The organism is Micromonospora sp. BS32 (genome assembly GCF_059089345.1).
Map to the genome: position 1 here is coordinate 135,986 of NZ_JBSSHR010000009.1, position 25,705 is coordinate 161,690.

Sequence of the window (25,705 nt, forward strand, 5' to 3'; positions counted from 1 at the left end):
GCCACGGCGCGGCGGACCCCGGTGGGCCGCCGCGCCGCCTGCCGTCGATCAGCTGCCGAAGAAGACCTCGGCCTCGGCGTACCGCTCCAGCGGCACGGTCTTCAGCTCAGCCGTGGCCTCGGCCAGCGGGACGCGGACGATGTCCGTGCTCTGCATGGCGACCATCTTGCCCCAGTCACCCTCGTGCGCCGCATCGATGGCCTGAAGGCCGAGCCGGGTGGCGAGCACCCGGTCGAACGCGGTCGGGGTGCCGCCGCGCTGGATGTGGCCGAGCACCACGGTGCGGGCCTCCTTGCCGGTCTTGGCCTCCAGCTGCTCGGCGAGCCACTGGCCGATGCCGCCGAGGCGGACGTGGCCGAAGGAGTCGAGCTCCTGGTTGTGCAGCACCATCTGGCCGTCCAGCGGCTGGGCGCCCTCGGCGACCACCACGATCGGGGCGTACTGGTGCTGGAAGCGCTTCTCGACGTAGCCGGCGACCTGCTCGACGTCGAACTGCCGCTCCGGCAGCAGGATCACGTTGGCGCCACCGGCCAGGCCGGCGTGCAGGGCGATCCAGCCGGCGTGCCGGCCCATCACCTCGACGACCAGGGTGCGGTGGTGGCTCTCCGCGGTGGTGTGCAGCCGGTCGATCGCCTCCATGGCGATGTTGACGGCGGTGTCGAAGCCGAAGGTGTAGTCGGTCGCGCCGAGGTCGTTGTCGATCGTCTTCGGCACGCCGATCACGTTGACGCCCAGCTCGTGGAGCTTGGTGGCGACGCCGAGGGTGTCCTCACCGCCGATCGCGATGAGCGCGTCCACGCCCTGCGCGGCGAGGTTCTCCTTGATCCGCTGCACGCCGTTCTCGATCTTGAACGGGTTGGTGCGGGACGAGCCGAGGATGGTGCCGCCGCGCGGCAGGATGCCCCGGACGTCCGCGATGCCCAGCGGCTTGGTCAGGCCCTCCAGCGGGCCCTTCCAACCGTCCCGGAAGCCCACGAACTCGTGTCCGTAGGTAGCGACGCCCTTGCGGACCACCGCCCGAATGACCGCGTTGAGACCTGGGCAGTCGCCACCGCCCGTGAGCACGCCGATACGCATGATCTGCTCATCCTCCTGGAGCATCAGATGAAGCCCGGATAAGCCCCAGGATATGGGTCGGATCAGACCGTCGGCGCCGTTGCCGGCCCGGGGCGGGCCGTCAGTGCGAACTGTAGTCGCCACCGGTGGGTCACGACAGCGCGCCCCGGCCCGTCCCCCCGTCCGGTGCGACTACCCGTCAGTAGCTGACCTCGTGGTTCTCGCCCGCCTTCGGCGGCTTCCCGGTCACCGCCGCCTTGGCGAAGCCGAAGAGGTTGACCACCGTGCTGTTCGGCGAGTCCCAGTACTCGGCGGAGCTGGTGTGCACCTTGATCAGGGTCAGGCCGGGGGTGTCCAGGCCGTCCGGGAACCAGGTCTTCAGGATCGGGCTCCACAACCGCTCGGCGCGCGCCCGGTCGAACCCCTCCTGGGCGGTACCGGACAGTGACACCCAGGCGTTGTGCTTCTGGTCGGAGAAGGCCACGTTCACCTCCGGGTTGACCCGGATCTGGCGCACCTTGGCCGAGTCGGCGTACGCGAAGAACCACAGGTCCCCGTCGAACTCGGCCTCCTGCAGCCCCATCGGCCGGCTCACCAGCCGGCCGTCCACGCCGATCGTCGTCAGCATGCAGATCCGGGCCTGGCGGATCAGCTCGGTCACCCGGCGCCGAGCGTCCTCGGTGCTGGTCGGCTCCTCGGCCATGACGTACCCCTTCCGTCGGCTGCCCGAAGCGGTGCCCGGGACGGAACGGGTCAAACCTGGTAGTCCCTTCCCGTCGCCGAGCGGGTGACGCCGCCCACGGCGGGCCGGCGGGCCGGCTCAGCCGGTCATCGCCCGCCAGCGGGCCAGGTTGTGCCGGGCGTCGACCAGCGCGTCGTGCCGGTCGGCGTCGGCGTCCGGCAGTCGGGGCCGGCCCCGGTCGTCCCAGAGCTGGCGCAGCTCCTTGGTGAACCGGGGGATCTCCCGGGGCAGGGCCGGCATCGCGCCCCAGAGCTGGGCGAGCACCACGTGGTCGTACGCGGCGTACCAGGCCCAGAGCTCCAACTGCTCGCCCGGCCGGTCCCGGATCGGCTCCAGCAGGAACTCGTGGAGGTCGTCGCGGATCCGCGCGCGGGAGCGCCAGGCCCGGTCGGCCGGGGAGGGCAGCTTGTCGAGGACGTTGCGGCGCACCCAGGGCACGGCGCGGGAGTCGTCGAACTCGGTGGAGACCGCGTAGAACTCGCGGCCGTACTCGTCGACGACGCCGATCGACACGAGATCGACGGTCAGGCCGTCCTCGATGAATTCGCAGTCGTAGAAATAGCGGTAGACCATCGGTTCCATCCTCGCCCACCGCCGCCGGGCGGGTCCGGCCGGGGGCCGGAGTGCGGTCGCGAGGGTGATCCCGCCGCCCGCGACCGCGCGATCCGCCCGGCGTCGGCCGGGCCATCCAACCTGGCGGCCGTCCCAGCTCGCGGCTGTCACGCAGACGATTTGAGGGGTGTACAGCAAGCGACCGGACCGTCATGATCTGATGTGTACCGCTACCGGACGCCGAACCGGTGTCAGTTCACCTCGTCCAGGGCCATCAGGTTCACCCGGTGAGCGAGTTGTGGTCCGTTACCGGGGAGGGGTTGGGCCGTGGAGATGCGCCTGCCGGAGCCGGGTGACGCCCTCACGGGCGTGGAGATGTTCGCCGGGCTCGAACCGGAGGTGCGCCAGCGGGTCATCGCCGCGGCCGTACCGCGCACCTACCGCAAGGGCCAGCTGCTCTTCGTGGAGAACGACCCGGGCGAGTCGCTGATCGTGCTGCGCCGGGGGGCGGTGGCGGTCTTCCGCACCGCGCCGACCGGTGAGCGGGCCGTGCTGTCGGTGATCCGACCGCCGGACGTGCTCGGCGAGGTGTCCCTGCTGGACGCCTCGACCCGGTCCGCCTCGGCCGAGGCGATCGAGGACTGCGCCGCGCTGGCCCTGTCCCGTCCGGCCTTCATGGAGCTGGTGCACTCCAATCCGCGCATCCTGGACGCGGTGATGCGTTCGCTGGGCGGCCTGATCCGCCGGCTCACCGAGCAGAACGCCGACCACGTCTTCCTCGACCTGCCCGGTCGGGTGGCCAAGACGCTGGTCCGGCTGGCCGGCGAGAGTCAGGCCCCGATGATCACCATCGAGCTCAACCAGAGCCAGCTGGCCGAGATGGCCGGCGGCTCCCGACAGAGCGTCAACCAGGCGATCGGTTCCTTCGCCAGCCGGGGTTGGCTGCGCACCGAGGGGCGGCGGATCGTGGTCACCGACGTGTCGGCGCTGCGCCGGCGCGCCGGCATGAACGACCGCTGACCCGATCGACCGGCCCTCCGCCGAGATTCCGGCGTACCTCGGCGGGGCCGCGCCGGCGGCCACGGCCGGCGGAGAACCGGCACCGCAGACAGAGCACGGCCGGCGGACCCTCGGTCCGCCGGCCGCGTCGGTGGGTCAGTTGGTGGTCTCGTCCGCGGGCGGCACGCCCGGGCCGGGGCCGATCTTCTGCGGGTCGGTCGACTTCGTGCTCGTCGACGACGTGCTGGTGGTGGTGGTCGTGGTGCTGGTGTCCGGCGCGCTCTGGCCGTCGGGGTTCTCTACCATGCCCTGCTCCTCCAGTCTGGCGAGAGTGACCGCGTCAACGTCCACCGTTTCCCCCGGGGACCGGACCGTCCCGTCCGGGTCGGTCCAGTAGGCGGACAGTCGAACCTGCACGGCACTCTCCTGACGGCGAACTTTCCTCGTGAGGAACACTAGTCCCGGCCGATCAGCCGCAGGGTCCGCCCGCACGTCGGGTACCCGACTGACCAGGCCCGCGGGATACTGGGATCTCCTCACGTACGGAGTTCGTCATCGACCTCAAGTGTGGACACTGCTCCCGGGTGGCAGGGCCGGACGACCGCTTCTGCGGTGGCTGCGGACAGGCGCTGGCGCTCGGCTGCTCCGGCTGCGGGCACGCCAACACCCCCGAGGCCAACTTCTGCACCAACTGCGGTCAGCCGCTGCGCGACCACCTGACCGTGGTGCAGGAGGACCGCCGCCAGGTCAGCGTGCTCTTCATCGACATCGTCGACTTCACCACCTACGCCGAGCGGGCCGACCCGGAGCAGGCGCGCAGCCTCCAGCAGGCGTACTTCGCCACCGTGCGCAAGCTGGTCCACCAGTACGGCGGGGTGGTCGAGAAGTACATCGGCGACGCGGTGATGGCGCTCTTCGGCGCCCCGGTGGCCACCGACAACGACGCGCTGCGCTGCGTGCGGGCCGGCCTGGAGCTGCAACGCAACCTGGCCCGCCAGACCGCCGCGCCCCAGCCGCCGCTCGGCTTCCGGGTCGGCGTGGCCACCGGCGAGGCGCTGGTCGACCTCTCCGCCACCCGCGACGGCGGGCAGGCCTTCGTCACCGGGGACGTGGTCAACACCGCCAGCCGGTTGCAGGCCCTCGCCCCGCCCGGCGGGGTGGTCGTCGACGAGAGCACCTGGTCGGCCACCCGGCACGAGATGGAGTACGTCGACCGCCCGCCGGTCACCCTGCGCGGGCGCAGCGCGGTGAGCCGGATCTGGCTCGCCGTCCGGGCCCGGCCGCGGACCGACCCGCGCACCGCCGAGCTGACTCCGATGGTGGACCGGGACCACGAGCGCGGCCTGCTGGTCAGCGCGCTGCACCGCACCGTCACCGAACGCACCTCGCAACTGGTCACCGTGTTCGGGCCGGCCGGGGTGGGCAAGAGCCGGCTGCTGCGTGAGCTGTCCCGGCACGCCGCGAACCTGCCCGGACACCGGGTGACCTGGCTGGTCGGGCAGTGCCCGCCGTTCGGCGAGAACGTCACGTACGCGGCCCTGGCGGACATCGTGAAGGGCTGGGTGGGCGTACCGGACAGCGACGACCCGGAGGCGCTGGCCGACCGGCTGCGACAACGGCTCGGCCAGCTCACCGACCCGCACGCCGCCCGGCTGGCCGGCCCGCTCGCCCCGCTGCTGGGCGTACCCGGGGAACGGCTGCACCCCGGCGAGACGGAGGCCGCCTGGCGGCGGTTCCTGCTCGCGCTGGCCGCGCAGGGCCCGACGGTGCTGATCTTCGAGGACATGCACTGGGCCGACCAGGCGATGCTCACCTTCGTCGAGCAGCTCGGCGCGGCGGCCCGGGGCGTACCCCTGCTGGTGGTGGCGACCGCCCGGCCGGAGCTGCGGGAGCGTCACCCCGCCTGGACCGGCACGATCAGCGGGGCGATGTCCATCTCGGTACCGCCGATGCACGACGGCGACATCGACACCCTCTACTCGCTGCTGCTCGGCCAGGCGGCGCTGCCGGCCGCGGCCCGAGCGCCGCTGATCGAGTTCGCCGACGGCAACCCGCTCTACGCCCAGGAGTACGCGCGGATGCTGATGGACGGTGGGCTGCTGGAGCCGGCCGCCCGGCTGGACCCGGTCAACACGCCGGGCATGCCGCGCACCGTGCAGGCGGTCATCGCCAACCGGCTGGACCTGCTCGACCCGGCCGACCGGGCGGTGCTCCAGGCCGCCGCGGTGGTCGGCGTGCAGTTCTGGCCGGCGCCGGTGGCGACCGCGCTGGGCCGGCCGGTGGAGTGGGTGGAGCGGGCGCTGGACCGGCTGCAACGCCGCGACATGGTCCTCGAGCTGCCCGCCTCCACCATGCCCGGCCAGCCGGAGTACCGGTTCCGGCACATCCTGGTACGTGACGTCTGCTACCAGCGACTCCCCCGCGCCGAGCGGGTGCTGCGGCACCAGCGCACCGCCGACTGGCTGGAACAGCTGACCGACGGGCGGCAGCAGGACCTGGCCGAGATGCTCGCCAACCACCGCTGGACCGCGCACGAGATCGCCCGCACGGTGGGCCTCGACCCCGCCCCGTACGCGGTGGCCGCCCGGACCGCCCTGCACCGGGCGGCCCGCCGGGCGTACGCGCTGCACGCCCTGGACAACGCCGCCACCCTGGTCGACCGGGCGCTGGCGGTCAGCCCCGACCCCGATCCGGCGCTGGAGCTCTTCGCCGCCGAGCTGGCGCTCTACCGCGACGGCGACGCGTTCCTGGTCGACGGTGGGACCGCGACGCTGACCGAGCTGGCCGGCCGGCTGGCCGACGCCGGGGACCGGACGGCGGCGGCCCGGGCCTGGACGCTGCTGGCCACGGCCGCCTGGAGCCGGGCGGACCGGTCGGAGACGCTGCGCTGCCTGGACCGGGCGATCGGCATCTACGGCGAACTGCCGGACACCGAGGAGAAGGCGGAGGCGCTGCTGGAGCTGGCCCGGGTCCGGATGCTCAACGCCGAGACGGACCCGGCGTGCGCGGCGGCCCGGTCGGCGGCCGAGCTGGCCGAGCGGCTCCAGCTGCGGGAGGTTCGGGCGAACGCCCGGATCACCCTGGCGGTGGCCCGGTTCATGGCCGGCGAGGAGGACGGCTACGCGGAGCTGGCCGAGGTGACCGAGCACTGCCGGGTGGAGCGGTTGACCAGCCGCCGCCGGGCGGTGCAGAACCTGGCCTGGGCGGCGCAGGAGGAGGGCGACCTGGCCGGCTCGGCCCGGCTGGTGGACGAGCAGCGCTCGCTGGACCTCGGCGGCGGGCACAGCCTGGCGACCAGCTTCGCCGACCAGTGGGCCCGGGCCTACTACGCCGGTGACTGGGTGGCGGCGCTGGAGATGGCGGCCGAGTCGACCCGCCGCCCGACGACGGCCGAGTGGGACCTGCACATCGTGGCCGTCTCCGGCTGGATGCGGGCGCTGCGGGCCACCCCGACCGATCCGGCCGTCCCGGCGCAGGGCGGCGTCGGCGAGCCGGACCTGGTGGCACGGGCGCTGGTCGCGGCCCGACGCAGCGGGTTCCACCGGGTGCTTCGCTCGACGCTGGCGCACGCCGCGCTCTGTCGGGCGGTGCGGGGCCGGCGGGACGAGGCGATGCGGCTGCTGACCGAGCTGGACGAGGACTGGCGGCGGACCCGGATGATCCCGTTCGCCGAGTGGGTACCCGCGGTCGGGCACGTGGCGGCGGTGCTCGGCCCGGAGGCGGCCCGGCTGGTCCACGACATGCTCGGCCGGGCGCCCCGGATGACGCCGTGGGCGGTGGCGGCCGGGCAGGTCGCCGACGCCACGCTGGCCCTGGCCGACGGTGATCCGGCCACCGCGGCGCGGCTGTTCGGCACGGCGGCGGGCAGCTATGCGCGGATGACCGACGCCACCGACCACGTGCTCACCACCGCGCTCTCGGTGGGCGCGCTGGCCGCCGCCGACCCGGTGGCCGCGGCGGCCGCCCGGGAGCGGGTGCGCGAGTTCGCCGACCGGAACGCGGTGCCCGGCCTGCTGCGCCTGGCCGACCCGGCCGCCGCGCACCGGGCCTGACGACCCGCCCCGGCTCCGCGGCGACTCCCAGCGGTCCGGGCGCTCAAGGACCGCGGGGCGGGCGGTGGCCGGCTCAGGCGGCGACGGGTTCGCGCGGCGCCGGGTCGGCCGCCGGCGGCGGCGCGTTCTTCAGCTTGGCGGCGTACGTGTCGACGTACTCGCGGCCGGAGAGCTCCATCAGTTCGTACATGATCTCGTCGGTGACGGCGCGCTCGACGAACCGGTCGCCGGCCAGCCCCGCGTACCGGGAGAAGTCCAGCGGGGCGCCGAACCGGATCCGGACCCGGCCGAGGTTGGGGACGATCTGGCCGGTGGGCTGGATCTCGTCGGAGTTGAGCATCGCCATCGGCACCACCGGGGCGCCGCTCTCCAGGGCGAGCCGGGCCACCCCGGTCTTGCCCCGGAAGAGCCGCCCGTCCGGAGAGCGGGTCCCCTCCGGGTAGATGCCGGCCACGCCGCCGGCCCGCAGCACCCTGAGCTGGGTGTCCAGCGCCGCCTGCGCGGCCCGGCCACCGGAGCGGTCCACCGGGATGCAGCCGGTGCCGGCGAAGAACGCCTTGGTGAGCCGGCCTTTGATGCCCCTGCCGGTGAAGTATTCCGCTTTGGCGATGAAGGTGACTTTTCGCGGGACGACGAGCGGAGTGAAGATCGAGTCGGAGAAGGAGAGGTGGTTGCTGGCGAGGATCACCGGACCGGAGGCGGGCAGGTGGTGCAGCCCCTCCGCCTGCGGCCGGAAGATCAGCTTGAGCAGCGGGCCGAGGATGATGTACTTCATCAGCCAGTACAGCAACGGCGTCCTTCCCGAGGAGGTGGCGCCGACCCCGTCCCGGCCGGGTCGCCGGCGGGCGGGATCGTCGGCACAGAGCCTACGAACCGGGAGCGGCACGCCACAACGCACTCCCGGCACCGGAAGCCGACGCGTCACGATTCACGGCCGTACGGCTCGACCCGCCGCCCCACCCGTCCGACTGCGGCTCCGGCGCTGCCCGCAGCGGCGGGCATGGTGGCGGTCGTAACGGGAAGGCCAGTGCCGCCAGCAGGACTGTGGAAGGTGCCCTCGGCTCCCACGTCGACCACTGGGACCCTCCCATGACCCTCGTGCAGCGAACGGGAGCGCAGCGATGACCGACACGACCGAGAAGGCGATTCTGGCCGGCGGCTGCTTCTGGGGGATGCAGGATCTCATCCGGAAACGCCCCGGCGTGCTCGCCACCCGGGTCGGATACACCGGCGGGGACGTGCCGAACGCGACGTACCGCAACCACGGAACCCACGCCGAGGCGATCGAGATCGTCTTCGACCCCGACAAGCTCTCCTACCGGGAACTGCTGGAGTTCTTCTTTCAGGTCCACGACCCGACCACGAAGAATCGGCAGGGAGCCGACGTGGGAGTCAGCTACCGGTCGGCCATCTTCTACACCGACGAGCAGCAGCGGCAGGTCGCGGAGGACACCATCGCCGACGTCGACGCCTCCGGCCTCTGGCCTGGCAAGGTGGTCACCGAGGTCAGCCCGGCCGGCCCGTTCTGGGAGGCCGAGCCGGAGCACCAGGACTACCTGGAGCGCAATCCCGGTGGCTACACCTGCCACTTCCCCCGCCCGGACTGGAAGCTCCCCCGCCGGGGAGAGAGCGCCACCTAGTTTCCAGCCCGGCGCGGAGCGCCTCCGCTGGACGTCCGAGGAACTCGAACGAGGAGGAGGCCCACGTGGCGGCCAAGACGCAGACCCTGACCCGTACTCCCACAGACATCCGGCCGTTCCGGGTGGAGATCCCCGAGGCGGACCTCCAGGCGCTGCGAGAGCGCCTCGCGGCCACCCGCTGGCCCGAGAAGCAGACCGTCGACGACCAGTCGCAGGGCGTGCCGCTCGAGACGAGCCAGGCGCTCGCCCGCTACTGGGAGAAGGAGTACGACTGGCGCAGGGTCGAGGCACAGCTGAACTCGCTGCCCAATTTCATCACCGAGATCGACGGGCTCGACATCCACTTCCTGCACATCCGCTCGAAACACGACGACGCGCTGCCGCTCATCGTCACGCACGGGTGGCCGGGCTCGATCATCGAGCAGATGAAGATCATCGGTCCGCTCACCGACCCGACGGCGCACGGCGCGAACGCGTCGGACGCTTTCCACCTGGTGATCCCGTCGATGCCCGGCTACGGCTTCTCCGGCAAGCCGGACAAGCCCGGCTGGGGCCCCGAGCACATCGCTAGCGCCTGGACCGAGCTGATGAAGCGCCTCGGCTACTCGCGATTCGTCGCCCAGGGCGGCGACTGGGGCGCACTCATCACCAACCTCATGGGTGTGCAGGCGCCCCCGGAACTGCTCGGCATCCACACCAACATGCCCAGCGCGGTGCCGCCCGACATCGATGCGCTGTTCCAGTCCGACATCACCGGAGTGAACAACGCGCTCGCCTCGCTGCCGTCCGGCCTCTCCGCCGAGGAGAAGCGGGCGTGCGAGCAGCTGGACTTCTTCTGGAAGCATTCCGCGTACGCGCTCATGATGGCGACGCGCACGGAGACGCTGACCGGACTCGCGGATTCGCCCGTCGCGCTGGCGAGCTACATGTTGGATCATGACGCGGCCAGCCTGGAACTGTTCTGCCGGGCCTTCGCCGGAAATCCCGGCGGCATCACGCGGGATGACATCCTCGACAACATCACGCTGTTCTGGCTGACCAACACGGGAGTCTCCGCGGCTCGCCTCTACTGGGAGAACAAGCTCTCCTTCTTCGGCGCCAAGAACGTCTCCGTCCCGGCGGCCGTGAGCGTCTTCCCGGATGAGCTCTACCAGGCGCCGAGGAGTTGGGCCGAGCAGGCGTATCCCAATCTCATCCACTACAACCAGCTCGACCGGGGCGGGCACTTCGCGGCATGGGAACAGCCGCAGCTGCTTACCGAGGAGTTGCGCACCGCCTTCCGGTCGCTTCGATAGCCGACCCTGCCCCGCACGCGCCCACCTGTCCGCACCCGGCCGGGTGGCTCGACGTTCGAGCCACCCGGCCCCGCCGTGCGGTGCGGCCGGGCGGTGCGGCCGGGCGGTGCGGCCCTCACGGACGTGCCCAGGACCGGCCCGCTGAGCGAAGCCCACCCGGGCGCAGGTCGCGGGTGCGCTGCTGGAGGAGCGCCGCGAACCGGCCAGTCCCCTGGCGCGCCCCTAGCAAGAACGGACAAAGAGGCCCGGCCGCGACCTGCGGCAGGGCCGCTGACTTTGGAAGACGCGACACAACGCACTCCCGGAACCGGGTCCCGACGTGTCACGATTCAGGGCACGGCGTGCGGGGCGCCGACACGACCGCACCGGGAGGTGCGCGGAGGAGGATGTCCGGTGTCAGCGGGTGGGGCCCGCCGGGGACGGCGGGACAACGGGCTCGACGCGAGCGAGTACGCCGTCGCGGGCGACGTCGACCCGCGCGTCGGCGAACATCTGCTCGACGTGCTCGCCGCCGGCGGGATCGCCGCCTACCTGCAGCCCTCCGCCGACCTGAACCCGGTGACCCGCACCACCACCGTCCCGGCCCGTCCGGTCGACCGGCTCTATGTGGATCGCTCGCACCTGACCACCGCCCGGGACTACCTCACCCAGCTCGCCGACGAGTCGACCCCCGAGCCGGCCCGCGCCGACCCGGACGTGGACGCCGAGTGGGAGCGGATCGTCGCCGCCTTCCACGCCCCCTCGGCGGCCGGCAGCCATCCCTGGCCCGCGGCCGAGGACGTCGACGACGAGCCGGTCGACCCGAGCGACCCGGCCGGTCGGACGGCGGGCGCCGCTCCCCGCACCGACGAGCCGGCCGGCCCGACCGCCACCGACGTGCGGCGGCTGCCGTACGCGGCCGACATCTCCGGCATCTCGGTGGGCCGGAGCCGGCCCGAGGAGCCCTCCCTGCTCGACGGGCTGGACACCTTCGGCGCCGACCTCCCCGGCGATTCGGAGGAGGGCTACACCCCGCCGCCGCCCCCGCCACTGCCCCGGGTCTCGAAGTACGCCGTGGTCGGCGTGCTGGGCATAGTCCTCGGCTTCGTGCTCTTCCTCAACCCGGCGCTGCTGCCGGCGGACGCCTCGGTGGTGACGCTGCTCGGCTTCACCGGCATCCTGGCCGGCTTCGTCACGCTGATCTGGCGGCTGCGCCCCGGCGACGAGGACGACCACGACCCCGACGACGGCGCGATCGTCTGACTGGGCGCCGGCAGCGCCCTCGCCCGCATCGCGGGACACTCGACACCCCGGTCGATGGCGTAACAATGGTGTAACTTACGGTCAGTAGGAATATCGCCGTACGTCACTTCCTCCACCGGCTGCCCGGTTGTTCCCCTCTCGCGGCGGTCGGTCGCTGCAGATCGGAATGCCCGAGATGCGACAGAATTCCCTCGTCCTGGTGGCCAACCGGCTGCCCATCGACGACAGCGTGGCCCCCGACGGCGCCTGCGAATGGCGCCGCACCCCTGGCGGACTGGTCAGCGCGCTGCACCCGCTGCTGCGACACACCCCAGCCAGCTGGGTCGGCTGGGCCGGCGGCACCGGTCCCGCCCCCACCCTCCCGGACATCGACGGCGTGCACATGCACGCCGTCCCGCTCACCGCCGAGGACCTGCGGGACCACTACGAGGGGTTCGCCAACGCGACCCTCTGGCCGCTCTACCACGACGCCGTCGAGCAGCCCGAGTACCACCGCCGCTGGTGGGAGGCGTACCAGCGGGTCAACCAGCGGTTCGCCGAGGCGACCGCGGCGGTGGCCGAGCAGGGCGGGGTGGTCTGGATCCAGGACTATCACCTGCAACTGGTCCCCGGCCTGCTCCGCGAACTCCGCCCCGACCTGCGGATCGGCTTCTTCCTGCACGTGCCGTTCCCGCCGCCGGAGTTGTTCATGCAGCTCCCCCGCCGGGCCGAGCTGCTGCGCGGCATGCTCGGCGCCGACCTGATCGGCTTCCAGCGGGCCCAGGCCGCGCACAACTTCGCCCAGCTCGTGACCAAGGTCCTCGACCTGCCCGCCACGGATCGGCGGATCGGCGTGGACGACCGGGTGGTGCGGATCGGGGCGTACCCGGTCTCGATCGACACCGCGGAGATGGCCGCGCTCGCCGGGCGGCCGGACGTGACCGCCCGGGCCGCCCGGTTGCGCCAGGACCTCGGCGACCCGGCGCAGGTGATCCTCAGCGTCGACCGGATGGACTACACCAAGGGCATCGAGCAGCGGCTCAAGGCGTACAGCGAGCTGCTCGCCAGCGGCGACGTCAAGGTCCGGGACACGGTGCTCGTGCAGGTCGCCATGCCGAGCCGGGAACGCGTCGGCCAGTACCAGATCCTGCGGGACCGGATCGAACGCGAGGTCGGCCGGATCAACGGCGAGTTCGGCCGGGTCGGCGAACCGGCGATCCACTACCTCACCCAGCCGTTCGACCGGCTCGAGCTGGCCGCGCTCTACCGGGTCGCCGACGTCATGGCGGTCACCCCGCTGCGGGACGGGATGAACCTGGTCGCCAAGGAGTACGTGGCCGCCCGGGTCGACGACACCGGCGCCCTGCTGCTCAGCGAGTTCGCCGGCGCGGCGGCCGAGCTGGAACAGGCGTACCTGGTCAACCCGCACGACCTGGAGGGCCTCAAGCAGGGGCTGCTCTCCGCGCTGCGGGCCGCCCCGGAGGACGTCGGCACCCGGATGCGGACGATGCGCGCACACCTGCACCGGCACGACATCCGGGCCTGGGCCCGCTCCTACCTCAGCGCCCTGGACGAGTCCGGTCAGCTGGTGACCCGGCTGGGCAGCACCGGCTGACCGGTCGGGGTCAGCCCCGCTGCGGCTCCTTGACCAGCCAGTCGAGGATCGCGTCGATCGGCTCCCGCCAGCGGGCGTCGAGCATCAGGTCGTGCCCCATGCCGGGGAAGAGCAGCGGCGCCGCGTCGTACCGGCGGGCGGCCCGGCTCAGCGCCGACGCCGGCACCACCCGGTCGTCCGGGCTGCCCAGCACCAGCACCGGCGGCCGGCCCACCGCCGGCTCGGCCTCCCGGCCGGCCAGCAGCTGCCACTGGGCGCGCCGGCCGGCCCGGCCGAGCCGGGCCACGTGCCGTCGGGCGTCGGCCTCCGGCAGCTCCCGGCTGAACAGCTGCCGGCGGTTCAGCCGCAGCGCCCCGCCGAACAGCGCCGGCAGCGTCCCGGCCGGATTGTGCCGCAACGCCGCGCCCACCGTCGACCAGCCGCCCAGCACCGGCGAGGCCAGCACCGCGGCCCGCGCCGGATAGCGGGCCAGCGCGTGGGTCACCACCAGCGCCCCGGCACCGTGCCCCACCAGCACCGCCTGGCGCGGCAGGCCCGCCGCCACCTGGACCACGTCATGGGTGTACGCCCGCAGCGTCGCGTCCCGCGCCGGGTCGCTGCCGCCGTGCCCGCGCAGGCTCAGCGCGTACGCCGGAAAGCCGCGCGACGCGGCGTGCTCCAGCCAGTGCTCGGCGAACGCCCACGCCCCGTGCCCGAAGCCGGGTACGAAGAGCAGCGGCGGTCGCCCCTCCTCCAGCTCCGGGGCCGCGCCCAGCACCTCGCGCCGCACCGGGCGGACCGGGCGGGCCCACTCCCGGCCCCGCATGATCCGCAGCCGCTCACTCATCGGGTTTTCTCCAGCTCGTCGAGGGCGCGTTGCACCGCGCGCAGGTAGTCGGCGTGGCCCACCTCGAACCAGTGCCGGCTGCTGTCCTTGACCTTCCCCGAGTACCGCTCCCCCGCCCCCGCCTCGACCTTCGCCGCGAAGGCGGCGGCCTGGTCCGGGCGGCTCAGCCGGAGCAGGAGCAGCCGGGCGAAGAGCACCGTCTGCCAGTGCGACAGGGTGAAGATGCCGGAGTCGGGCTGCACCAGGCCGGCGACCGCGAGGGTCGGGTGGCCGGGGGCGAAGGCGTTCAGCCAGAGTCGGGGCCGGCCGGAGGCCTCGGAGTCGCCGAGGACCTGCGGGTCGAGGAACTCGAAGCGCGGCAGGTAGCCGGTGGCGAAGACGACCAGCTCCGGGTCGATCTCCCGGCCGTCGGTGAGGGTGACCCCGCCGGCGTGGAACCGGGCCACGTCCGGCACCGGGGTGATCTCGCCGTGCCCGACGTAGTAGACGAGCTGGCTGTTGGCGATCGGGTGGGTCTCGTACACCCGGTGGTCCGGCTTCGGCAGCCCGAACCGGGTCAGGTCGCCGACGGTCAGCCGCAGCGTCCAGTGGTAGAGCCACTGCCGGATGCGCAGCGGCACCCGCAACGCCAGCAGGCTGTCGTTGACCTGGTCGGCCGGGCGGCCGAGGACGTACTTCGGGGCGTACCAGTAGCCGCGGCGGGTGGAGTGCCAGCAGCGGGAGGCCTGCTGGGCCGCCTCGACGGCGATGTCGCAGCCGGTGTTGCCGGCACCGACCACCAGCACCCGCTTGCCGCGCAGCTGCGCCGGGTCCTTGTAGGACGAGGCGTGCATGATCTCGCCCCGGTACTCCTCCAGCCCCTCGTAGCGGGGCAGCTTCGGCGACCAGTTGTGCCCGTTGGCGACCACCACGGCGGCGTAGCGGGAGGTGCGCTCCGGGCCGTACCCGCCGGTGCTGCGGGTGGTGACGTCCCAGCGGTCGCCGGCCACCGGCTCGACCCGGACCACCTCGGTGCCGAACCAGATGTGCCGCCGCAGGTCGAAGTGGTCGGCGTAGCGCTCGAAGTAGGACAGCAACTGGCTGTGGTGCGGGTAGTCCGGCCAGGAGTCCGGCATCGGAAAGTCGGGGAACTGGGTGAACGGCCGCGACGAGATGAGGTGGGTACTGGCGTACACCGGGCTACGGTCGTGCCGCCAGTTCCAGGCGCCGCCGATGCCGGTCTCCCGCTCGTAGCAGTCGACACCGAAGCCGTGCTCGGCCAGGTTCTTCACGGCGGTGAGACCGCTGGCCCCGGCGCCGATCACGCAGACCGTGTCGCCCCGGTCGGAGACCGGGCTGCCGTCCCGGGTCAGGGCGAGCGTGCTGGTCTCCGGATCGGGCCGGCCGTGCTCGGTGGAGGGGGACACCGGAATCTCCTTATGTGCGGCCAGGTACGCCGGTTCGACGGGCATCCTCCCCGTCGCCGGTGGCGGTTGTCCAGCCCCGGGCCGCGGGCGTGGGACGGCGTGCGGCCGGACCTCCCGAGGATGCCCTGGTCGGCCGCCGTCGGGTCAGTCGCCGCCGGGCAGCAGGAGGTCGGCCAGGACGGGGAAGTGATCGCTGGCCCGGCGGGTCTGCGGAGTGTCGACGACGTCGTACCCGACCACCCGCACCCGCGGGTCGACCAGCAGTGCGTCGATCCGGCGGCGCGGGTTCGCGCAGGAGAAGGTGTGCCGGTCGGCGGCGTCGGCGGCCACCGCCGCGTCGGTCAGTCCCTCGGCGACGGTCTGCCAGGCCGGGCCGTCCGGGCCCTCGTTGAGATCCGCGCCGAAGACCACCGGCAGGGTGGCCGCGGCCAGTTCCCGCTTCACCAGGGCGGCCTGCCCCGGCCGCTCGGCGGGGTCGGTGGACAGGTGCGAGCCGGCCAGCAGGAAGCGCGCGCCGCCGACCCGGCACTGGGCGTACGCGGCGCCGCGCAGGTGCCGCCCGGGGGTGAGCGGGAAGCGTTGGCAGCGGGTGGCGGTCACCCGCACCCGCAGGCTGGTCAGCAGCAGGTTGCCCAGCGAGGGCAGGCCGCCGGCGGCCACCACCAGGCCGAACGACTCGGCCAGCGCCGCGGACTTCTGCCGCCAACGGAACCGGCGCGGCGCCTCCTGCACGATCACCACGTCGGGGGCGGCCTCGCGGACCACCGCGGCCAGCGCGGCGGTGTCGTCCCGCTGGCTGTGGATGTTGTACGACACCACCCGCAGCGGCACCCCGGCGGAGGCCGGGGTGCCGTCGGACGCGGCGTTGCCGGGAATCTGCGTGGTCACCGGGCCGATCTTCCGTCCGCGACCACCGGGCCGCGCTCCGTGGCGTTCCCCGCGCTCACCGGCGGCGGGCGAGGTCGGCGGCGCCGATGACGCCGGCGCTGTTGCCGAGCTCGGCGGGGCGCACCTCGGCGACGGGCAGCCGGCTGCGCTGGGCGAGCGCGTCGGCGAAGGACCGCCGGGTCGGGCCGAGCAGTAGGTCGCCGGCCTCCACCACGCCGCCGCCCACCACGAGCACCTGCGGGTCGAGGATCTGGGCCATGTCGGCGAGGCTCGTGCCGAGCCAGCGCCCGATCTGGGCGAACGCCTCGGCGGAGATCGGGTCCCCGCCCTGCGCGGCGGCGGTGACCATCGGCCCGGTGATCGCCTCGGCCTCGCCGCCGGCTAGTTCGAGCAGGGCGGTGGCGCGCTGCGGCTCCTGCCGGGCGCCGGCCCGGGCGAACCGGACCAGGGCGCTGCCGCTGGCGTACTGCTCGATGCAGCCGAGCCGGCCGCAGCCGCACTGGTGGCCGTCCGGCACGGTGAGCATGTGTCCCAGCTCGGCGGCGATGCCGTGGGCGCCGCGGACCAGCTCGCCGCCGAGGACGATGCCGCCGCCCACGCCGGTGCCGATGGTGAACATGACCATCGAGTCGTCGGCGTCGCGGGCCGCGCCGTGCCGGAACTCGGCCCAGGCCGCCACGTTGCCGTCGTTCTCCACGATCACCGGCAGGCCGGTCGCGGTGCTGACGTAATCCCGCAGCGGCTCGTCGCGCCAGGCCAGGTTGGGGGCGAACAGGACGGTGGACCGGGACGCGTCGATCCAGCCGGCCGCACCGATGCCGACCGCGTCCACCTCGTGCCCGCTGGCCAGCTCGGTCACCAGCTCGATGATCACGTCACGGGTCTTGCCGACGTCGTCCGCGGGGGTGTCCCGCCGGGCCTGCACGAGAACCTTGCCGGTGTCGTCCACGACACCGCCGGCCACCTTCGTGCCACCGACGTCGACTCCGATGGTCAGCGTCACCGCTGCCACTCCCCTCTGCTGTGCTGCCCGACATCGGCCGAACCGGCCGTGCGATGCCGGGATGTCCGGTGATCAGGCTCCGTCGCCTGGTGCTTCCCCGCCCGCGCCGGCCGGCGCACGCGAGGCGGGCACGGGACGGTCGGCTGTCGGCCGGACCTGCTGGGCCGGCGCGACCGGCCCGGCGTCGTCGACGGGCGGGGCGGCGGTGGCCGGTACGACCGCGTCCTCCGCCCGGGTGGCGGCGGACCAGACGTCCCGCTCCGGCGCCGACGCCGAATCATGCCCGGTACGGGTGGCCTCGCGCCACACGTGGTCGGCGTCCGGGTCCGCCGGGGCGGGCCGGCCGGTCGCTCCGGTAGCGGCACCCGGCGTCCCGTGGGAGGCTTCCCCACCTTCGGGCGCGGCGAACGCCCGCATCAGGCTGGCGATTCCGGCGGCCAGATCACCCGCGCCGGTGGCGAGCCGCTCGGCGAACTCCGGACTCGGGTCCCGCAATGCCGCGATACCCCGGCAGACCGGACAGATGCAGCACTCGGGCGTTCCGGTGGCGAACGTCCCGGACCGCTCGTCCGCTCCCGAAGGGCGGGACGGGCCAGCACTGTGACCGAGGACACCCGAGAGGATCCCACCGAGCGGACCCCACGGGCTCGCGCCGGGGCCGGACGTGGCCAGTCGGGCCGTCGCCAGCAGCGTGGCCACCAGCCGCTCGGCCTCCTCGCGCGCGGAGCCCGGGTCGGCCTCCCACCGGGCGGAGCCCGGCTGCGTTCCCCCCATGGTCGACTCCTCTACCGTGCCGCCGGCTGTCGCGTCACTGCGCCGCACCGGGTGCTTCTACCCGACGCTTGAGCTGCTTCAACGCGGTATCCATGATCATCTTCTCGGCCTTGCGCCGAAACATGCCGAGCATGCCCACGGAGAGCTCCACCTCGAGGGCGTAGGTCACCGTGGAGGTGCCGTCCGGGTTGCCGACGATGTCGTACGAGCCCCGCTGGGACCGCTGCATCTTCGACGGCGCCACCAGGTGCCACTCGATCCGGGACAGGTCCTCGGCGTACTCGTAGGCCAGGACGTACTCGTCGGCCATCACCCCGGCGTCGATGGTGAACCGGACCTGACTGGCGTAGCCGTCCTCGTACTCCTCGACCACCTCCACCCGCTGCATCGCGTCGGTCCACTCGGGGTAGCTCGGGAAGTCGCAGATGACCGCCGCCACCTGCTCAGGTGACGCGCCGATGATGATCGACTGGGTGGTGGAGTCCGCCATGGGGGGAGGCTACCCGCCGGGGCCCCCGCGCGCGCCGCTCCACCCCCGCCGCGCCGCGCACGGCCCCGTTTCGCCCCGGGGCGGGATTTCACCCCCCGGCAACCTCCCTACCGCACCCATCTGGGTGTGCGGGTAGGTTGCGACAAAGCCGACCCGTGGCCGGCCCGGCCAGTGCGAGCACGAGGGAGTGCAGGTGCGCGAGTTCTCCGTTCCGCCGATCGTCACCGTCGGCGACGCGGCCAACCTGACCGACCCGGTCTGGGACAACGCCGAGGTCGCGCCGGACGCCGTGCAGTTCGTCCGCCCCACCCCGACCGCCGAGGGCCGCGCCTGGACGGACGTGACCTGCCGGCAGTTCCGCGACGAGGTCGTCGCGGTGGCCCGGGGCCTGGTCGCCGCCGGCATCGCCCCCGGCGACCGGGTCGCGCTGATGAGCCGCACCCGCTACGAGTGGACCCTGCTCGACTACGCCATCTGGGCGGCCGGCGCGGTCACCGTGCCGATCTACGAGACCTCCAGCGCCGAGCAGGCCGCCTGGATCCTCGCCGACTCCGGCGCGGTCGCCGCGGTGGTCGAGTCCAACGCGCACGCCACCCTGGTCGCCGGGCTCCGCGACCGGCTTCCCGAGCTGCGCCAGGTCTGGCAGATCGAGCTGGGCGGGGTGGACGAGATCGTCGCCGGCGGGGACGCCGTCGACCCGACGGAGGTCCAGCGCCGCCGCACGGCGGTCACCGCGAACGACATCGCCACGATCATCTACACCAGCGGCACCACCGGCCGGCCCAAGGGCTGCGTGCTGACCCACCGCAACATGTACGCCGACATCGCCAACGCCGTGCCGGTGCTGCCCAACCTGTTCCGGCCCGGCGCGTCGACGCTGCTCTTCCTCCCGCTGGCACACGCCTTCGCCCGGCTGATCCAGATCGGCGTGGTGCAGGCCCGGGCCACCATGGCGCACTGCTCGGACACCAAGAACCTGGTCGGCGAGCTCCAGGAGTTCAGGCCGACCTTCGTGCTCTCCGTCCCCCGGGTCTTCGAGAAGGTCTACAACGGCGCCCGGCAGAAGGCCGAGGCGGAAGGCAAGGGCAAGATCTTCGACCGGGCCGAGCAGGTCGCCATCGCCTACAGCGAGGCCCTGGAGACGTCGGCCGGGCCGGGCCTGGCGCTGCGTACCCAGCACGCGTTCTTCGACAAGCTGGTCTACCGCAAGCTGCGCGCCGCGCTCGGCGGCCGCTGCCGCGACGCCATCTCCGGCGGCGCGCCGCTCGGCGCCCGGCTCGGGCACTTCTTCCGCGGCATCGGCGTGACCATCTGCGAGGGGTACGGCCTGACCGAGACCTCCCCTGCCGCCGCGGCCAACCTGCCCACCGGCACGAAGATCGGCACGGTCGGCCGGCCGCTGCCCGGGGTGACCATCCGGCTCGACGACGACGGCGAGATCCTGATCTCCGGCGACCTGATCTTCCAGGGTTACTGGAACAACGAGGCGGCGACGGCCGAGGCGCTCACCGCCGACGGCTGGTTCCGCACCGGCGACCTGGGCCACCTCGACGACGACGGCTTCCTGACCATCACCGGCCGGAAGAAGGAGATCATCGTGACGGCCGGCGGCAAGAACGTCGCCCCGGCCGTGCTGGAGGACCAGGTCCGGGCGCACCCGCTGATCAGCCAATGCGTCGTGGTCGGCGACCGACAGCCGTTCATCGCCGCCCTGGTCACCGTCGACGAGGAGGCCCTGCCCAAGTGGCTGGCCGCGCACGGCCGCCCCGAGGACACCCTGGCCGACCAGCTGCGCGACGACGAGACGCTCCGCGCCGAGATCCAGGGCGCGATCGACCAGGCCAACCAGGCGGTCAGCAAGGCGGAGGCGATCAAGGTGTTCCGGATCCTGCCCCACGACTTCACCGAGGCGACCGGTGAGCTGACCCCGTCGCTCAAGGTCAAGCGGCAGGTCGTACACAAGACCTACGCGTCCGAGATCGCGGATATCTACCGAGGCTGACTACGATCCGTCACGTGCCCGCCTCCACACCTGCCCGACCCCAGACCCAGCCTCTCGCCGTCGCCGCGCGCGCGGTGATGCTGGCGCTGGTCGCCGTCCTGACGCTGATCACCACCCGCGATCCCGCCCAGCTCTGGTGGATCGCCCTGCTGGCCGTCGCCGGGCTGCCCGCCCTGATCGCCCCCGAGCACCGGTTGCTCGGCCCGCTCAGCCGGGTCGCCGAGGCGGTGCTGATCGGGCTGGCCGCCAGCCAGGTCGCCGTCGAGTCCGCTCTCGGCGGGTCGGTCGGCGGGCTGGGCGCCTCGGCCGTGCTGCCGTACCTCGCGGTGCCGGTGACGGTCACCGCGCTGCGCCGACGGTTCTCCGAGGGCGCCGCGCTGCTCGGCATCACCGCGGCCACCCTGCTGGTCGCGGGCGCGTTCACCGAGGTCGACGGCGGCCGGCAGCTCGGCCAGCCGGGCTACCTCGCGGTCTGCGCGCAGTGGCTGATCCTGGCCGCGCTGGGTCTCTACGCCGCCGGCACGCTGCACCAGGTGATGCGGGTCCGTGGCGACGGCAAGCCCCAGCCGTACGCCGAGGCGACCCGGCTGCTCACCCAGCTGCGTACGGTCGCCCGGCAGCTCCCCGGCGCCACCCTCGACCCGGGCGGGATCGCCGAGCACCTGCTGGAGGAGCTGCGCACCGTCGCCCCCAGCACCCGCGCCGCGGTCCTCTCGGCCAGCGGCGGCGGCCGGCTGGTGGTGCTCGCCCAGGTGGGCGTGGACCGGGTGGACTGGGAGACCACGCTCGACGCGGACTCGGCGATCGCCGACGCCTGGGCCAGCCAGCAGCCGCAGACCGCGGCCCGCTCGCAGGCCCGCTCGCACCGCGGCGGGGACGTCTCCGCGCTGATCGTCCCGCTGGTCGCGGGCGTCCGCACCATCGGCCTGGTGGTGATCGAGGCGGACGCCGCGCACGCGTACCCCCCGCCGGTGGTGTCCCGGGTGACCGCGCTGACCGGGCCGGCCGCGCTGCGGCTGGAGGCGGCGCTGCTCTTCGACGAGGTGCGCTCGCTGGCCACCAACGAGGAGCGGCAGCGGCTGGCGAGGGAGATCCACGACGGGGTCGCCCAGGAGCTGGTGATGGTTGGCTACGGCATCGACAACGCCATGGCCACCGTGCACGACGACGCCGAGGAGACCGCCGAGAGCCTGCGCGCGCTGCGGCACGAGGTCACCCGGGTGATCACCGAGCTGCGGCTGAGCCTGTTCGAGCTGCGCAGCGAGGTGGACCGGCACGGCGGCCTGGCCGCCGCGATCGCCGAGTACGCCCGCACCGTCGGCGCCTCCGGCGGGCTGCGGGTGCACCTGTCGCTGGACGAGTCCACCGCCCGGCTGCCGTCGGCCACCGAGGCCGAGTTGCTGCGCATCGCGCAGGAGGCGGTCACCAACGCCCGTAAGCACGCCGGCGCCTCGAATCTCTGGGTCACCTGTGAGGTCGACCCCCCGTACGCACAGATCGAAGTGTCGGATGACGGTCACGGCATCGGTGACCAGCACGCGGACGGGCACTACGGTCTTGCGATCATGGCCGAGAGGGCGGAACGTATCCGGGGCCGGTTGGAGATCAGGCCGCGGCAACCCAGCGGTACGACCGTGGCGGTGGTGGTGGGATCGTCGCCCCGGCGCGATAACGTGCGTGGCAGCGCAGCAGCAGAAGGGGAGTAACCCGAGGATGACCACAAGTCCGACACCGGCCACCCGTACCAAGGTTCTCCTTGTCGACGATCACGATCTGATTCGCAAGGGGCTCCGGCACGCGTTCGAGCGTGACCGGCAGTTCGAGGTCGTCGGCGAGGCCGCCACCGCGGCGGAGGGCGTGCGCCAGGCCGGCGCGCTGCAGCCGGACGTCGTGATCATGGATCTGCGTCTCCCCGACGGCAGTGGCCTCGAGGCCACCCGGGCGCTGCGCAAGTCCAGCGCGTCGATGGGCATCGTGGTGCTCACCATGTACGCCGGGGACGACCAGCTCTTCGGCGCCCTGGAGGCCGGGGCGAGCGCGTTCGTGCCGAAGACCGCGCCGGCCGACGAGGTGGTCGCCGCCGCCCGGCACGCGGCCTCCTCCCCCAGCGCGTTCACCGCGGCCGACCTGGCCGAGGCGATGAAGCGCCGGCTGGCTCCGTCCGGCCCGCAGCTCTCTCCCCGCGAGGGGCAGGTGCTGCGGCTGCTCGCCGACGGCATGAGCGTGGCCGGCATCGCCAAGCAGCTCTTCGTCAGCGAGTCCACCGCCAAGACCCACATCTCGAAGCTCTACGAGAAGCTGGGCGCGGCCAACCGCGCCCAGGCGCTGATGACGGCGCTGCGGCTCGGCCTGCTCGAGGCACCGGACGCGCCGAAGTTCTGAGGGTCTCCCGACCCGTCGCCGCGAGGTCCGCGTCCGCCCGTCGGACGCGGACCTCGTGCCGTTCCCGCAGGTCCCCGCGCGCCGCTGCGTGAGCGGACCGTCGCGCAGCGACCGCGGTCTTTGCACCGCGACAACGGGCGGGCAGAATACCCGGGTGGCCCGCGCGGGCGACGTCTCTCGCGTCTGTCGACAAAGGGGTAGGGCATGCAGCGGCCGGACTGGGCTCCCGAGGACATCGACATCGAACGCCCCAGCGTGGCCCGCATGTACGACTACTACCTCGGCGGCTCGCACAACTTCGCCGCCGACCGGGCCGCCGCCCGGGCCATGATGGAGGCCGTCCCGGACGCGCCGCTGATGGCCCAGGCCAACCGGGCCTTCATGCGCCGGGTGGTGCAGCACCTGGTCGACTCCGGCGTGCGCCAGTTCCTCGACATCGGCTCCGGCATCCCGACCGTGGGCAACGTGCACGAGATCGCCCAGCGGGTCGCCCCCGACTCCCGGGTGGTCTACGTCGACGTCGACCCGGTCGCGGTGGCGCACAGCCGGGAGATCCTCGGCGGCAGCCCGAACGCCACGGCGGTCCAGGAGGACCTGCGTCGGCCGGCGGCGATCCTGAGCCATCCCGAGGTGACGAAGCTGCTGGACTTCTCCCAGCCGGTCGCCGTGCTGATCGTGGCGGTGCTGCACTTCGTGCCCTCCTCCGACCAGCCGGAGGAGATCCTGCGGACGCTGCGCGAGGCGCTCGCGCCCGGGAGCTACCTGGTGCTCTCCCAGGCCAGCGACGACAGCCGCAGCGGCACCGGCGAGCGGGCCGAGGCCGAGCGGGTCTACCGGCGCACCGACAGTCCGCTGTGGATCCGCAGCCGGGCCGAGCTGACCGCCTTCTTCGACGGCTTCGAGCTGGTCGACCCCGGCGTGGTCTGGGTGCCGCAGTGGCGGCCGGAGACGCCGGAGAGCGCCGAGGAGGCCGAGCAGGCGGTCTTCCTGGGTGGCGTCGGACGCCTCGGTGGGTGAGCCGGCGGTCGCGTCCTGCCCCGGGACGTTCGCCCGGGCCTGGGCCAAGGCGGTCTCCGGCACCAGCTACCTGCCGATGACCCAGGCGCAGCTGGAGGCGCTGCTGCAACGACTCACCGTACGGCTGGCCGCGGCGCTGCGGGCGGAGCCCTTCGACCCCCGGGTCGGCCACCAGGTGGGCGCGGAACTGGTCGCCGCGCACATCGCCTCCGCCGAGGGGCTCGGCCGCACGGTGGAGGTGATCCAGCTCCGGCTGGTCCGGGATCTCGGGCTGCTCGCCGACGACGTCGAGGACCGGATGGCCCGGCTGCTGGCCACCGTGGCCACCGGGTACGCCCGCGCCCTGCGCGACCGGACCCTCGACGAGCAGGAGTCGATCCGGCGGGCCGCGCTGGTGGCCCGCGCCCAGGCCGAGCGGGCGCTGCGGGACAGCGAGTCCCGCTTCCGCCACCAGGCCACCCACGACCCGCTCACCGAGCTGCCCAACCGGACCCTGTTCACCGAACGGCTCAGCGCGGCCATCGCCCGACCCGGGCGTGGCACCGACCGGGTCGGAGTGTGCTTCCTGGACCTGGACCGGTTCAAGGTGGTCAACGACTCGCTCGGACACCAGGTCGGCGACGCGTTGCTCATCGCGGTGGCCGGGCGGCTGCGCCAGGCCCTCGGCGAGCACCTGGTCGCCCGGGTCGGCGGCGACGAGTTCGTCATCCTGGTCGAACGCACCGCGAACACCGACGACGTGGTCAAGGTCGCCGAGGCGGCGCTCGCGGCGGTCGGCGAGCCCGCGCTGGTCAGCGGCCACGAGCTGACCGTGTCGGCCAGCATCGGCATCGTCGAGCGGCCGGTGGCCGGCACCACCCCCGGCGAGCTGATGCGCGCGGCGGACAGCACCCTGCACTGGGCGAAGGCGGCCGGCGGCGCCCGCTGGTCGCTGTTCGACCCGGACCGGCACCGCACCGAACTGGCCCGGTACGCCCTCGCCGCGGCGATCCCCACCGCGATCGACCGCGGCGAGTTCTATCTGGACTACCAGCCGCTGACCTCGCTGCGCGACGGGACGCTGCTCGGCGTGGAGGCCCTGGTCCGCTGGCGCCATCCCGAGCTGGGGGTGCTCCGCCCGGACGCGTTCATCGGGCTGGCCGAGGAGACCGGGCTGATCGTGCGGCTCGGCGGCTGGGTGCTCGCCGAGGCGTGCCGCGAGGCGGAGAGCTGGTCGACCGGGGGCGGCCCGGCGCCCTTCGTCAGCGTCAACCTGGCCGTCCGCCAAGTGCACCGGCCCGGCCTGGTGCAGGAGGTGAGCGGGCTGCTGGGGCGGACCGGCCTGCCGCCCGAGCGGCTCCAGCTGGAGATCACCGAGAGCACCATGATGAGCACCGCCGAGGATCCGGTCCGGTCCCTGCGGGTCCTGGCCGACCTGGGCGTGCGGATCGCCATCGACGACTTCGGCACCGGGTACTGCAACCTGGCGTACCTGCGGGACCTGCCGGTCACCGAGCTGAAGGTGGCCGGGGAGTTCGTGGCCGGGCTGCGGGCTCCGGCGGTCGGCCCGGGCAGCCGGACCGACGAGCGGATCCTCTCCTCGCTGGTCTCGCTGGCCCACGCGCTGGACCTGACGGTCACCGCGGAGGGCGTGGAGACCGCCGGGCAGGCCGAGCGGCTGCGGACGATCGGCTGCGACGCCGGCCAGGGCTGGCACTTCGGCCGGCCGGCCCCGGCCGCCGACATTCTCGCCCGGATCCGCTGAC

22 protein-coding genes are annotated in these 25,705 nt (G+C 73.3%); 11 read left to right on the plus strand and 11 right to left on the minus strand.

What is annotated here, in order from left to right:
- Nucleotides 1–48: 48 nt before the first annotated feature.
- From AC5RWQ_RS16085 to AC5RWQ_RS16095, 3 genes are all read right to left on the minus strand, one after another.
- Nucleotides 49–1,077: a 6-phosphofructokinase gene (locus AC5RWQ_RS16085; RefSeq protein ID WP_494283616.1), complete on the minus strand. Its 1,029-nt coding sequence runs from the start codon at nucleotides 1,075–1,077 to the stop codon at nucleotides 49–51.
- A gap of 178 nt (nucleotides 1,078–1,255) precedes the next feature.
- A complete protein-coding gene (locus AC5RWQ_RS16090) occupies nucleotides 1,256–1,759 on the minus strand; it encodes a pyridoxamine 5'-phosphate oxidase family protein (protein WP_494283529.1) in 504 nt (167 codons plus the stop codon).
- A 117-nt stretch (nucleotides 1,760–1,876) separates the two neighbouring features.
- Nucleotides 1,877–2,371 (minus strand): polyadenylate-specific 3'-exoribonuclease AS, encoded by a 495-nt coding sequence (locus tag AC5RWQ_RS16095; protein WP_494283530.1) that lies wholly within the window; start codon nucleotides 2,369–2,371, stop codon nucleotides 1,877–1,879.
- A 306-nt stretch (nucleotides 2,372–2,677) separates the two neighbouring features.
- Here AC5RWQ_RS16095 and AC5RWQ_RS16100 point away from each other — a divergent pair, with 306 nt between their 5' ends.
- The gene (locus AC5RWQ_RS16100) at nucleotides 2,678–3,370 is read left to right on the plus strand and encodes a Crp/Fnr family transcriptional regulator (RefSeq protein WP_334490553.1); all 693 of its coding nucleotides are present in this window, start codon (nucleotides 2,678–2,680) and stop codon (nucleotides 3,368–3,370) included.
- A 135-nt stretch (nucleotides 3,371–3,505) separates the two neighbouring features.
- Here the strand turns inward: AC5RWQ_RS16100 and AC5RWQ_RS16105 are convergent, their stop codons facing one another.
- Nucleotides 3,506–3,766 (minus strand): hypothetical protein, encoded by a 261-nt coding sequence (locus AC5RWQ_RS16105; protein ID WP_494283531.1) that lies wholly within the window; start codon nucleotides 3,764–3,766, stop codon nucleotides 3,506–3,508.
- A 137-nt stretch (nucleotides 3,767–3,903) separates the two neighbouring features.
- Here AC5RWQ_RS16105 and AC5RWQ_RS16110 point away from each other — a divergent pair, with 137 nt between their 5' ends.
- Nucleotides 3,904–7,401, plus strand: coding sequence for an ATP-binding protein (locus tag AC5RWQ_RS16110; RefSeq protein ID WP_494283617.1), 3,498 nt, complete (start codon nucleotides 3,904–3,906; stop codon nucleotides 7,399–7,401).
- A gap of 73 nt (nucleotides 7,402–7,474) precedes the next feature.
- Here AC5RWQ_RS16110 and AC5RWQ_RS16115 read toward each other — a convergent pair whose 3' ends face one another.
- Nucleotides 7,475–8,191, minus strand: a complete 717-nt coding sequence (locus AC5RWQ_RS16115; RefSeq protein WP_494283532.1) for a lysophospholipid acyltransferase family protein — start codon at nucleotides 8,189–8,191, stop codon at nucleotides 7,475–7,477.
- A 331-nt stretch (nucleotides 8,192–8,522) separates the two neighbouring features.
- Between AC5RWQ_RS16115 and msrA the strand changes: the two genes are divergently transcribed.
- From msrA to AC5RWQ_RS16135, 4 genes are all read left to right on the plus strand, one after another.
- On the plus strand, nucleotides 8,523–9,041 hold the full coding sequence (gene msrA, locus AC5RWQ_RS16120; protein ID WP_494283533.1) for a peptide-methionine (S)-S-oxide reductase MsrA: 519 nt from the start codon (nucleotides 8,523–8,525) through the stop codon (nucleotides 9,039–9,041).
- Between the two features lie 65 nt (nucleotides 9,042–9,106).
- On the plus strand, nucleotides 9,107–10,336 hold the full coding sequence (locus tag AC5RWQ_RS16125; RefSeq protein ID WP_494283534.1) for an epoxide hydrolase family protein: 1,230 nt from the start codon (nucleotides 9,107–9,109) through the stop codon (nucleotides 10,334–10,336).
- Nucleotides 10,337–10,729: 393 nt separating this feature from the next.
- A complete protein-coding gene (locus tag AC5RWQ_RS16130) occupies nucleotides 10,730–11,578 on the plus strand; it encodes a DUF308 domain-containing protein (protein ID WP_494283535.1) in 849 nt (282 codons plus the stop codon).
- Between the two features lie 175 nt (nucleotides 11,579–11,753).
- Nucleotides 11,754–13,172: an alpha,alpha-trehalose-phosphate synthase (UDP-forming) gene (locus tag AC5RWQ_RS16135; protein WP_494283536.1), complete on the plus strand. Its 1,419-nt coding sequence runs from the start codon at nucleotides 11,754–11,756 to the stop codon at nucleotides 13,170–13,172.
- A 10-nt stretch (nucleotides 13,173–13,182) separates the two neighbouring features.
- On the opposite strand, the gene AC5RWQ_RS16140 is transcribed toward AC5RWQ_RS16135, so the two are convergent.
- The 6 genes from AC5RWQ_RS16140 to AC5RWQ_RS16165 all read right to left on the minus strand — a co-directional run bounded on the left by AC5RWQ_RS16140 (nucleotide 13,183) and on the right by AC5RWQ_RS16165 (nucleotide 18,559).
- Nucleotides 13,183–13,998 (minus strand): alpha/beta hydrolase, encoded by an 816-nt coding sequence (locus AC5RWQ_RS16140; RefSeq protein ID WP_494283537.1) that lies wholly within the window; start codon nucleotides 13,996–13,998, stop codon nucleotides 13,183–13,185.
- The gene (locus AC5RWQ_RS16145) at nucleotides 13,995–15,404 is read right to left on the minus strand and encodes a flavin-containing monooxygenase (protein WP_494283538.1); all 1,410 of its coding nucleotides are present in this window, start codon (nucleotides 15,402–15,404) and stop codon (nucleotides 13,995–13,997) included. Before AC5RWQ_RS16145 ends, AC5RWQ_RS16140 begins: the two co-directional genes overlap by 4 nt.
- 144 nt (nucleotides 15,405–15,548) lie before the next feature.
- Nucleotides 15,549–16,292, minus strand: a complete 744-nt coding sequence (locus tag AC5RWQ_RS16150) for an endonuclease/exonuclease/phosphatase family protein (RefSeq protein ID WP_494283539.1) — start codon at nucleotides 16,290–16,292, stop codon at nucleotides 15,549–15,551.
- A gap of 55 nt (nucleotides 16,293–16,347) precedes the next feature.
- Nucleotides 16,348–17,295 (minus strand): ROK family glucokinase, encoded by a 948-nt coding sequence (locus tag AC5RWQ_RS16155; RefSeq protein ID WP_494283540.1) that lies wholly within the window; start codon nucleotides 17,293–17,295, stop codon nucleotides 16,348–16,350.
- A gap of 72 nt (nucleotides 17,296–17,367) precedes the next feature.
- The gene (locus AC5RWQ_RS16160) at nucleotides 17,368–18,069 is read right to left on the minus strand and encodes a hypothetical protein (protein WP_494283541.1); all 702 of its coding nucleotides are present in this window, start codon (nucleotides 18,067–18,069) and stop codon (nucleotides 17,368–17,370) included.
- A gap of 34 nt (nucleotides 18,070–18,103) precedes the next feature.
- Nucleotides 18,104–18,559 (minus strand): SRPBCC family protein, encoded by a 456-nt coding sequence (locus AC5RWQ_RS16165; protein WP_494283542.1) that lies wholly within the window; start codon nucleotides 18,557–18,559, stop codon nucleotides 18,104–18,106.
- A gap of 193 nt (nucleotides 18,560–18,752) precedes the next feature.
- On the opposite strand from AC5RWQ_RS16165, the gene AC5RWQ_RS16170 reads away from it, so the two are divergent.
- The 5 genes from AC5RWQ_RS16170 (at nucleotide 18,753) to AC5RWQ_RS16190 (ending at nucleotide 25,704) form a co-directional block, all read left to right on the plus strand.
- A complete protein-coding gene (locus AC5RWQ_RS16170) occupies nucleotides 18,753–20,561 on the plus strand; it encodes an AMP-dependent synthetase/ligase (protein ID WP_494283543.1) in 1,809 nt (602 codons plus the stop codon).
- A gap of 14 nt (nucleotides 20,562–20,575) precedes the next feature.
- On the plus strand, nucleotides 20,576–22,267 hold the full coding sequence (locus tag AC5RWQ_RS16175) for a sensor histidine kinase (protein WP_494283544.1): 1,692 nt from the start codon (nucleotides 20,576–20,578) through the stop codon (nucleotides 22,265–22,267).
- Nucleotides 22,268–22,274: 7 nt separating this feature from the next.
- Nucleotides 22,275–22,943, plus strand: a complete 669-nt coding sequence (locus AC5RWQ_RS16180) for a response regulator transcription factor (RefSeq protein WP_007072219.1) — start codon at nucleotides 22,275–22,277, stop codon at nucleotides 22,941–22,943.
- Between the two features lie 204 nt (nucleotides 22,944–23,147).
- Complete coding sequence (locus AC5RWQ_RS16185) at nucleotides 23,148–23,960, plus strand: SAM-dependent methyltransferase (RefSeq protein ID WP_494283545.1); 813 nt, start codon at nucleotides 23,148–23,150, stop codon at nucleotides 23,958–23,960.
- Nucleotides 23,961–24,036: 76 nt separating this feature from the next.
- Nucleotides 24,037–25,704: a putative bifunctional diguanylate cyclase/phosphodiesterase gene (locus AC5RWQ_RS16190; RefSeq protein WP_494283618.1), complete on the plus strand. Its 1,668-nt coding sequence runs from the start codon at nucleotides 24,037–24,039 to the stop codon at nucleotides 25,702–25,704.
- Nucleotide 25,705 lies beyond the last annotated feature (1 nt).

Excerpts from the sequence above, each read along its gene's own strand:
- AC5RWQ_RS16085 (WP_494283616.1), bottom strand. The coding sequence starts at position 1,077 with ATGCGTATCGGCGTGCTCACGGGCGGTGGCGACTGCCCAGGTCTCAAC.
- AC5RWQ_RS16090 (WP_494283529.1), bottom strand. The coding sequence starts at position 1,759 with ATGGCCGAGGAGCCGACCAGCACCGAGGACGCTCGGCGCCGGGTGACC.
- AC5RWQ_RS16095 (WP_494283530.1), bottom strand. The coding sequence starts at position 2,371 with ATGGTCTACCGCTATTTCTACGACTGCGAATTCATCGAGGACGGCCTG.
- msrA (WP_494283533.1), top strand. The coding sequence starts at position 8,523 with ATGACCGACACGACCGAGAAGGCGATTCTGGCCGGCGGCTGCTTCTGG.
- AC5RWQ_RS16135 (WP_494283536.1), top strand. The coding sequence starts at position 11,754 with ATGCGACAGAATTCCCTCGTCCTGGTGGCCAACCGGCTGCCCATCGAC.
- AC5RWQ_RS16140 (WP_494283537.1), bottom strand. The coding sequence starts at position 13,998 with ATGAGTGAGCGGCTGCGGATCATGCGGGGCCGGGAGTGGGCCCGCCCG.
- AC5RWQ_RS16160 (WP_494283541.1), bottom strand. The coding sequence starts at position 18,069 with ATGGGGGGAACGCAGCCGGGCTCCGCCCGGTGGGAGGCCGACCCGGGC.
- AC5RWQ_RS16165 (WP_494283542.1), bottom strand. The coding sequence starts at position 18,559 with ATGGCGGACTCCACCACCCAGTCGATCATCATCGGCGCGTCACCTGAG.
- AC5RWQ_RS16180 (WP_007072219.1), top strand. The coding sequence starts at position 22,275 with ATGACCACAAGTCCGACACCGGCCACCCGTACCAAGGTTCTCCTTGTC.
- AC5RWQ_RS16185 (WP_494283545.1), top strand. The coding sequence starts at position 23,148 with ATGCAGCGGCCGGACTGGGCTCCCGAGGACATCGACATCGAACGCCCC.
- AC5RWQ_RS16190 (WP_494283618.1), top strand. The coding sequence starts at position 24,037 with ATGACCCAGGCGCAGCTGGAGGCGCTGCTGCAACGACTCACCGTACGG.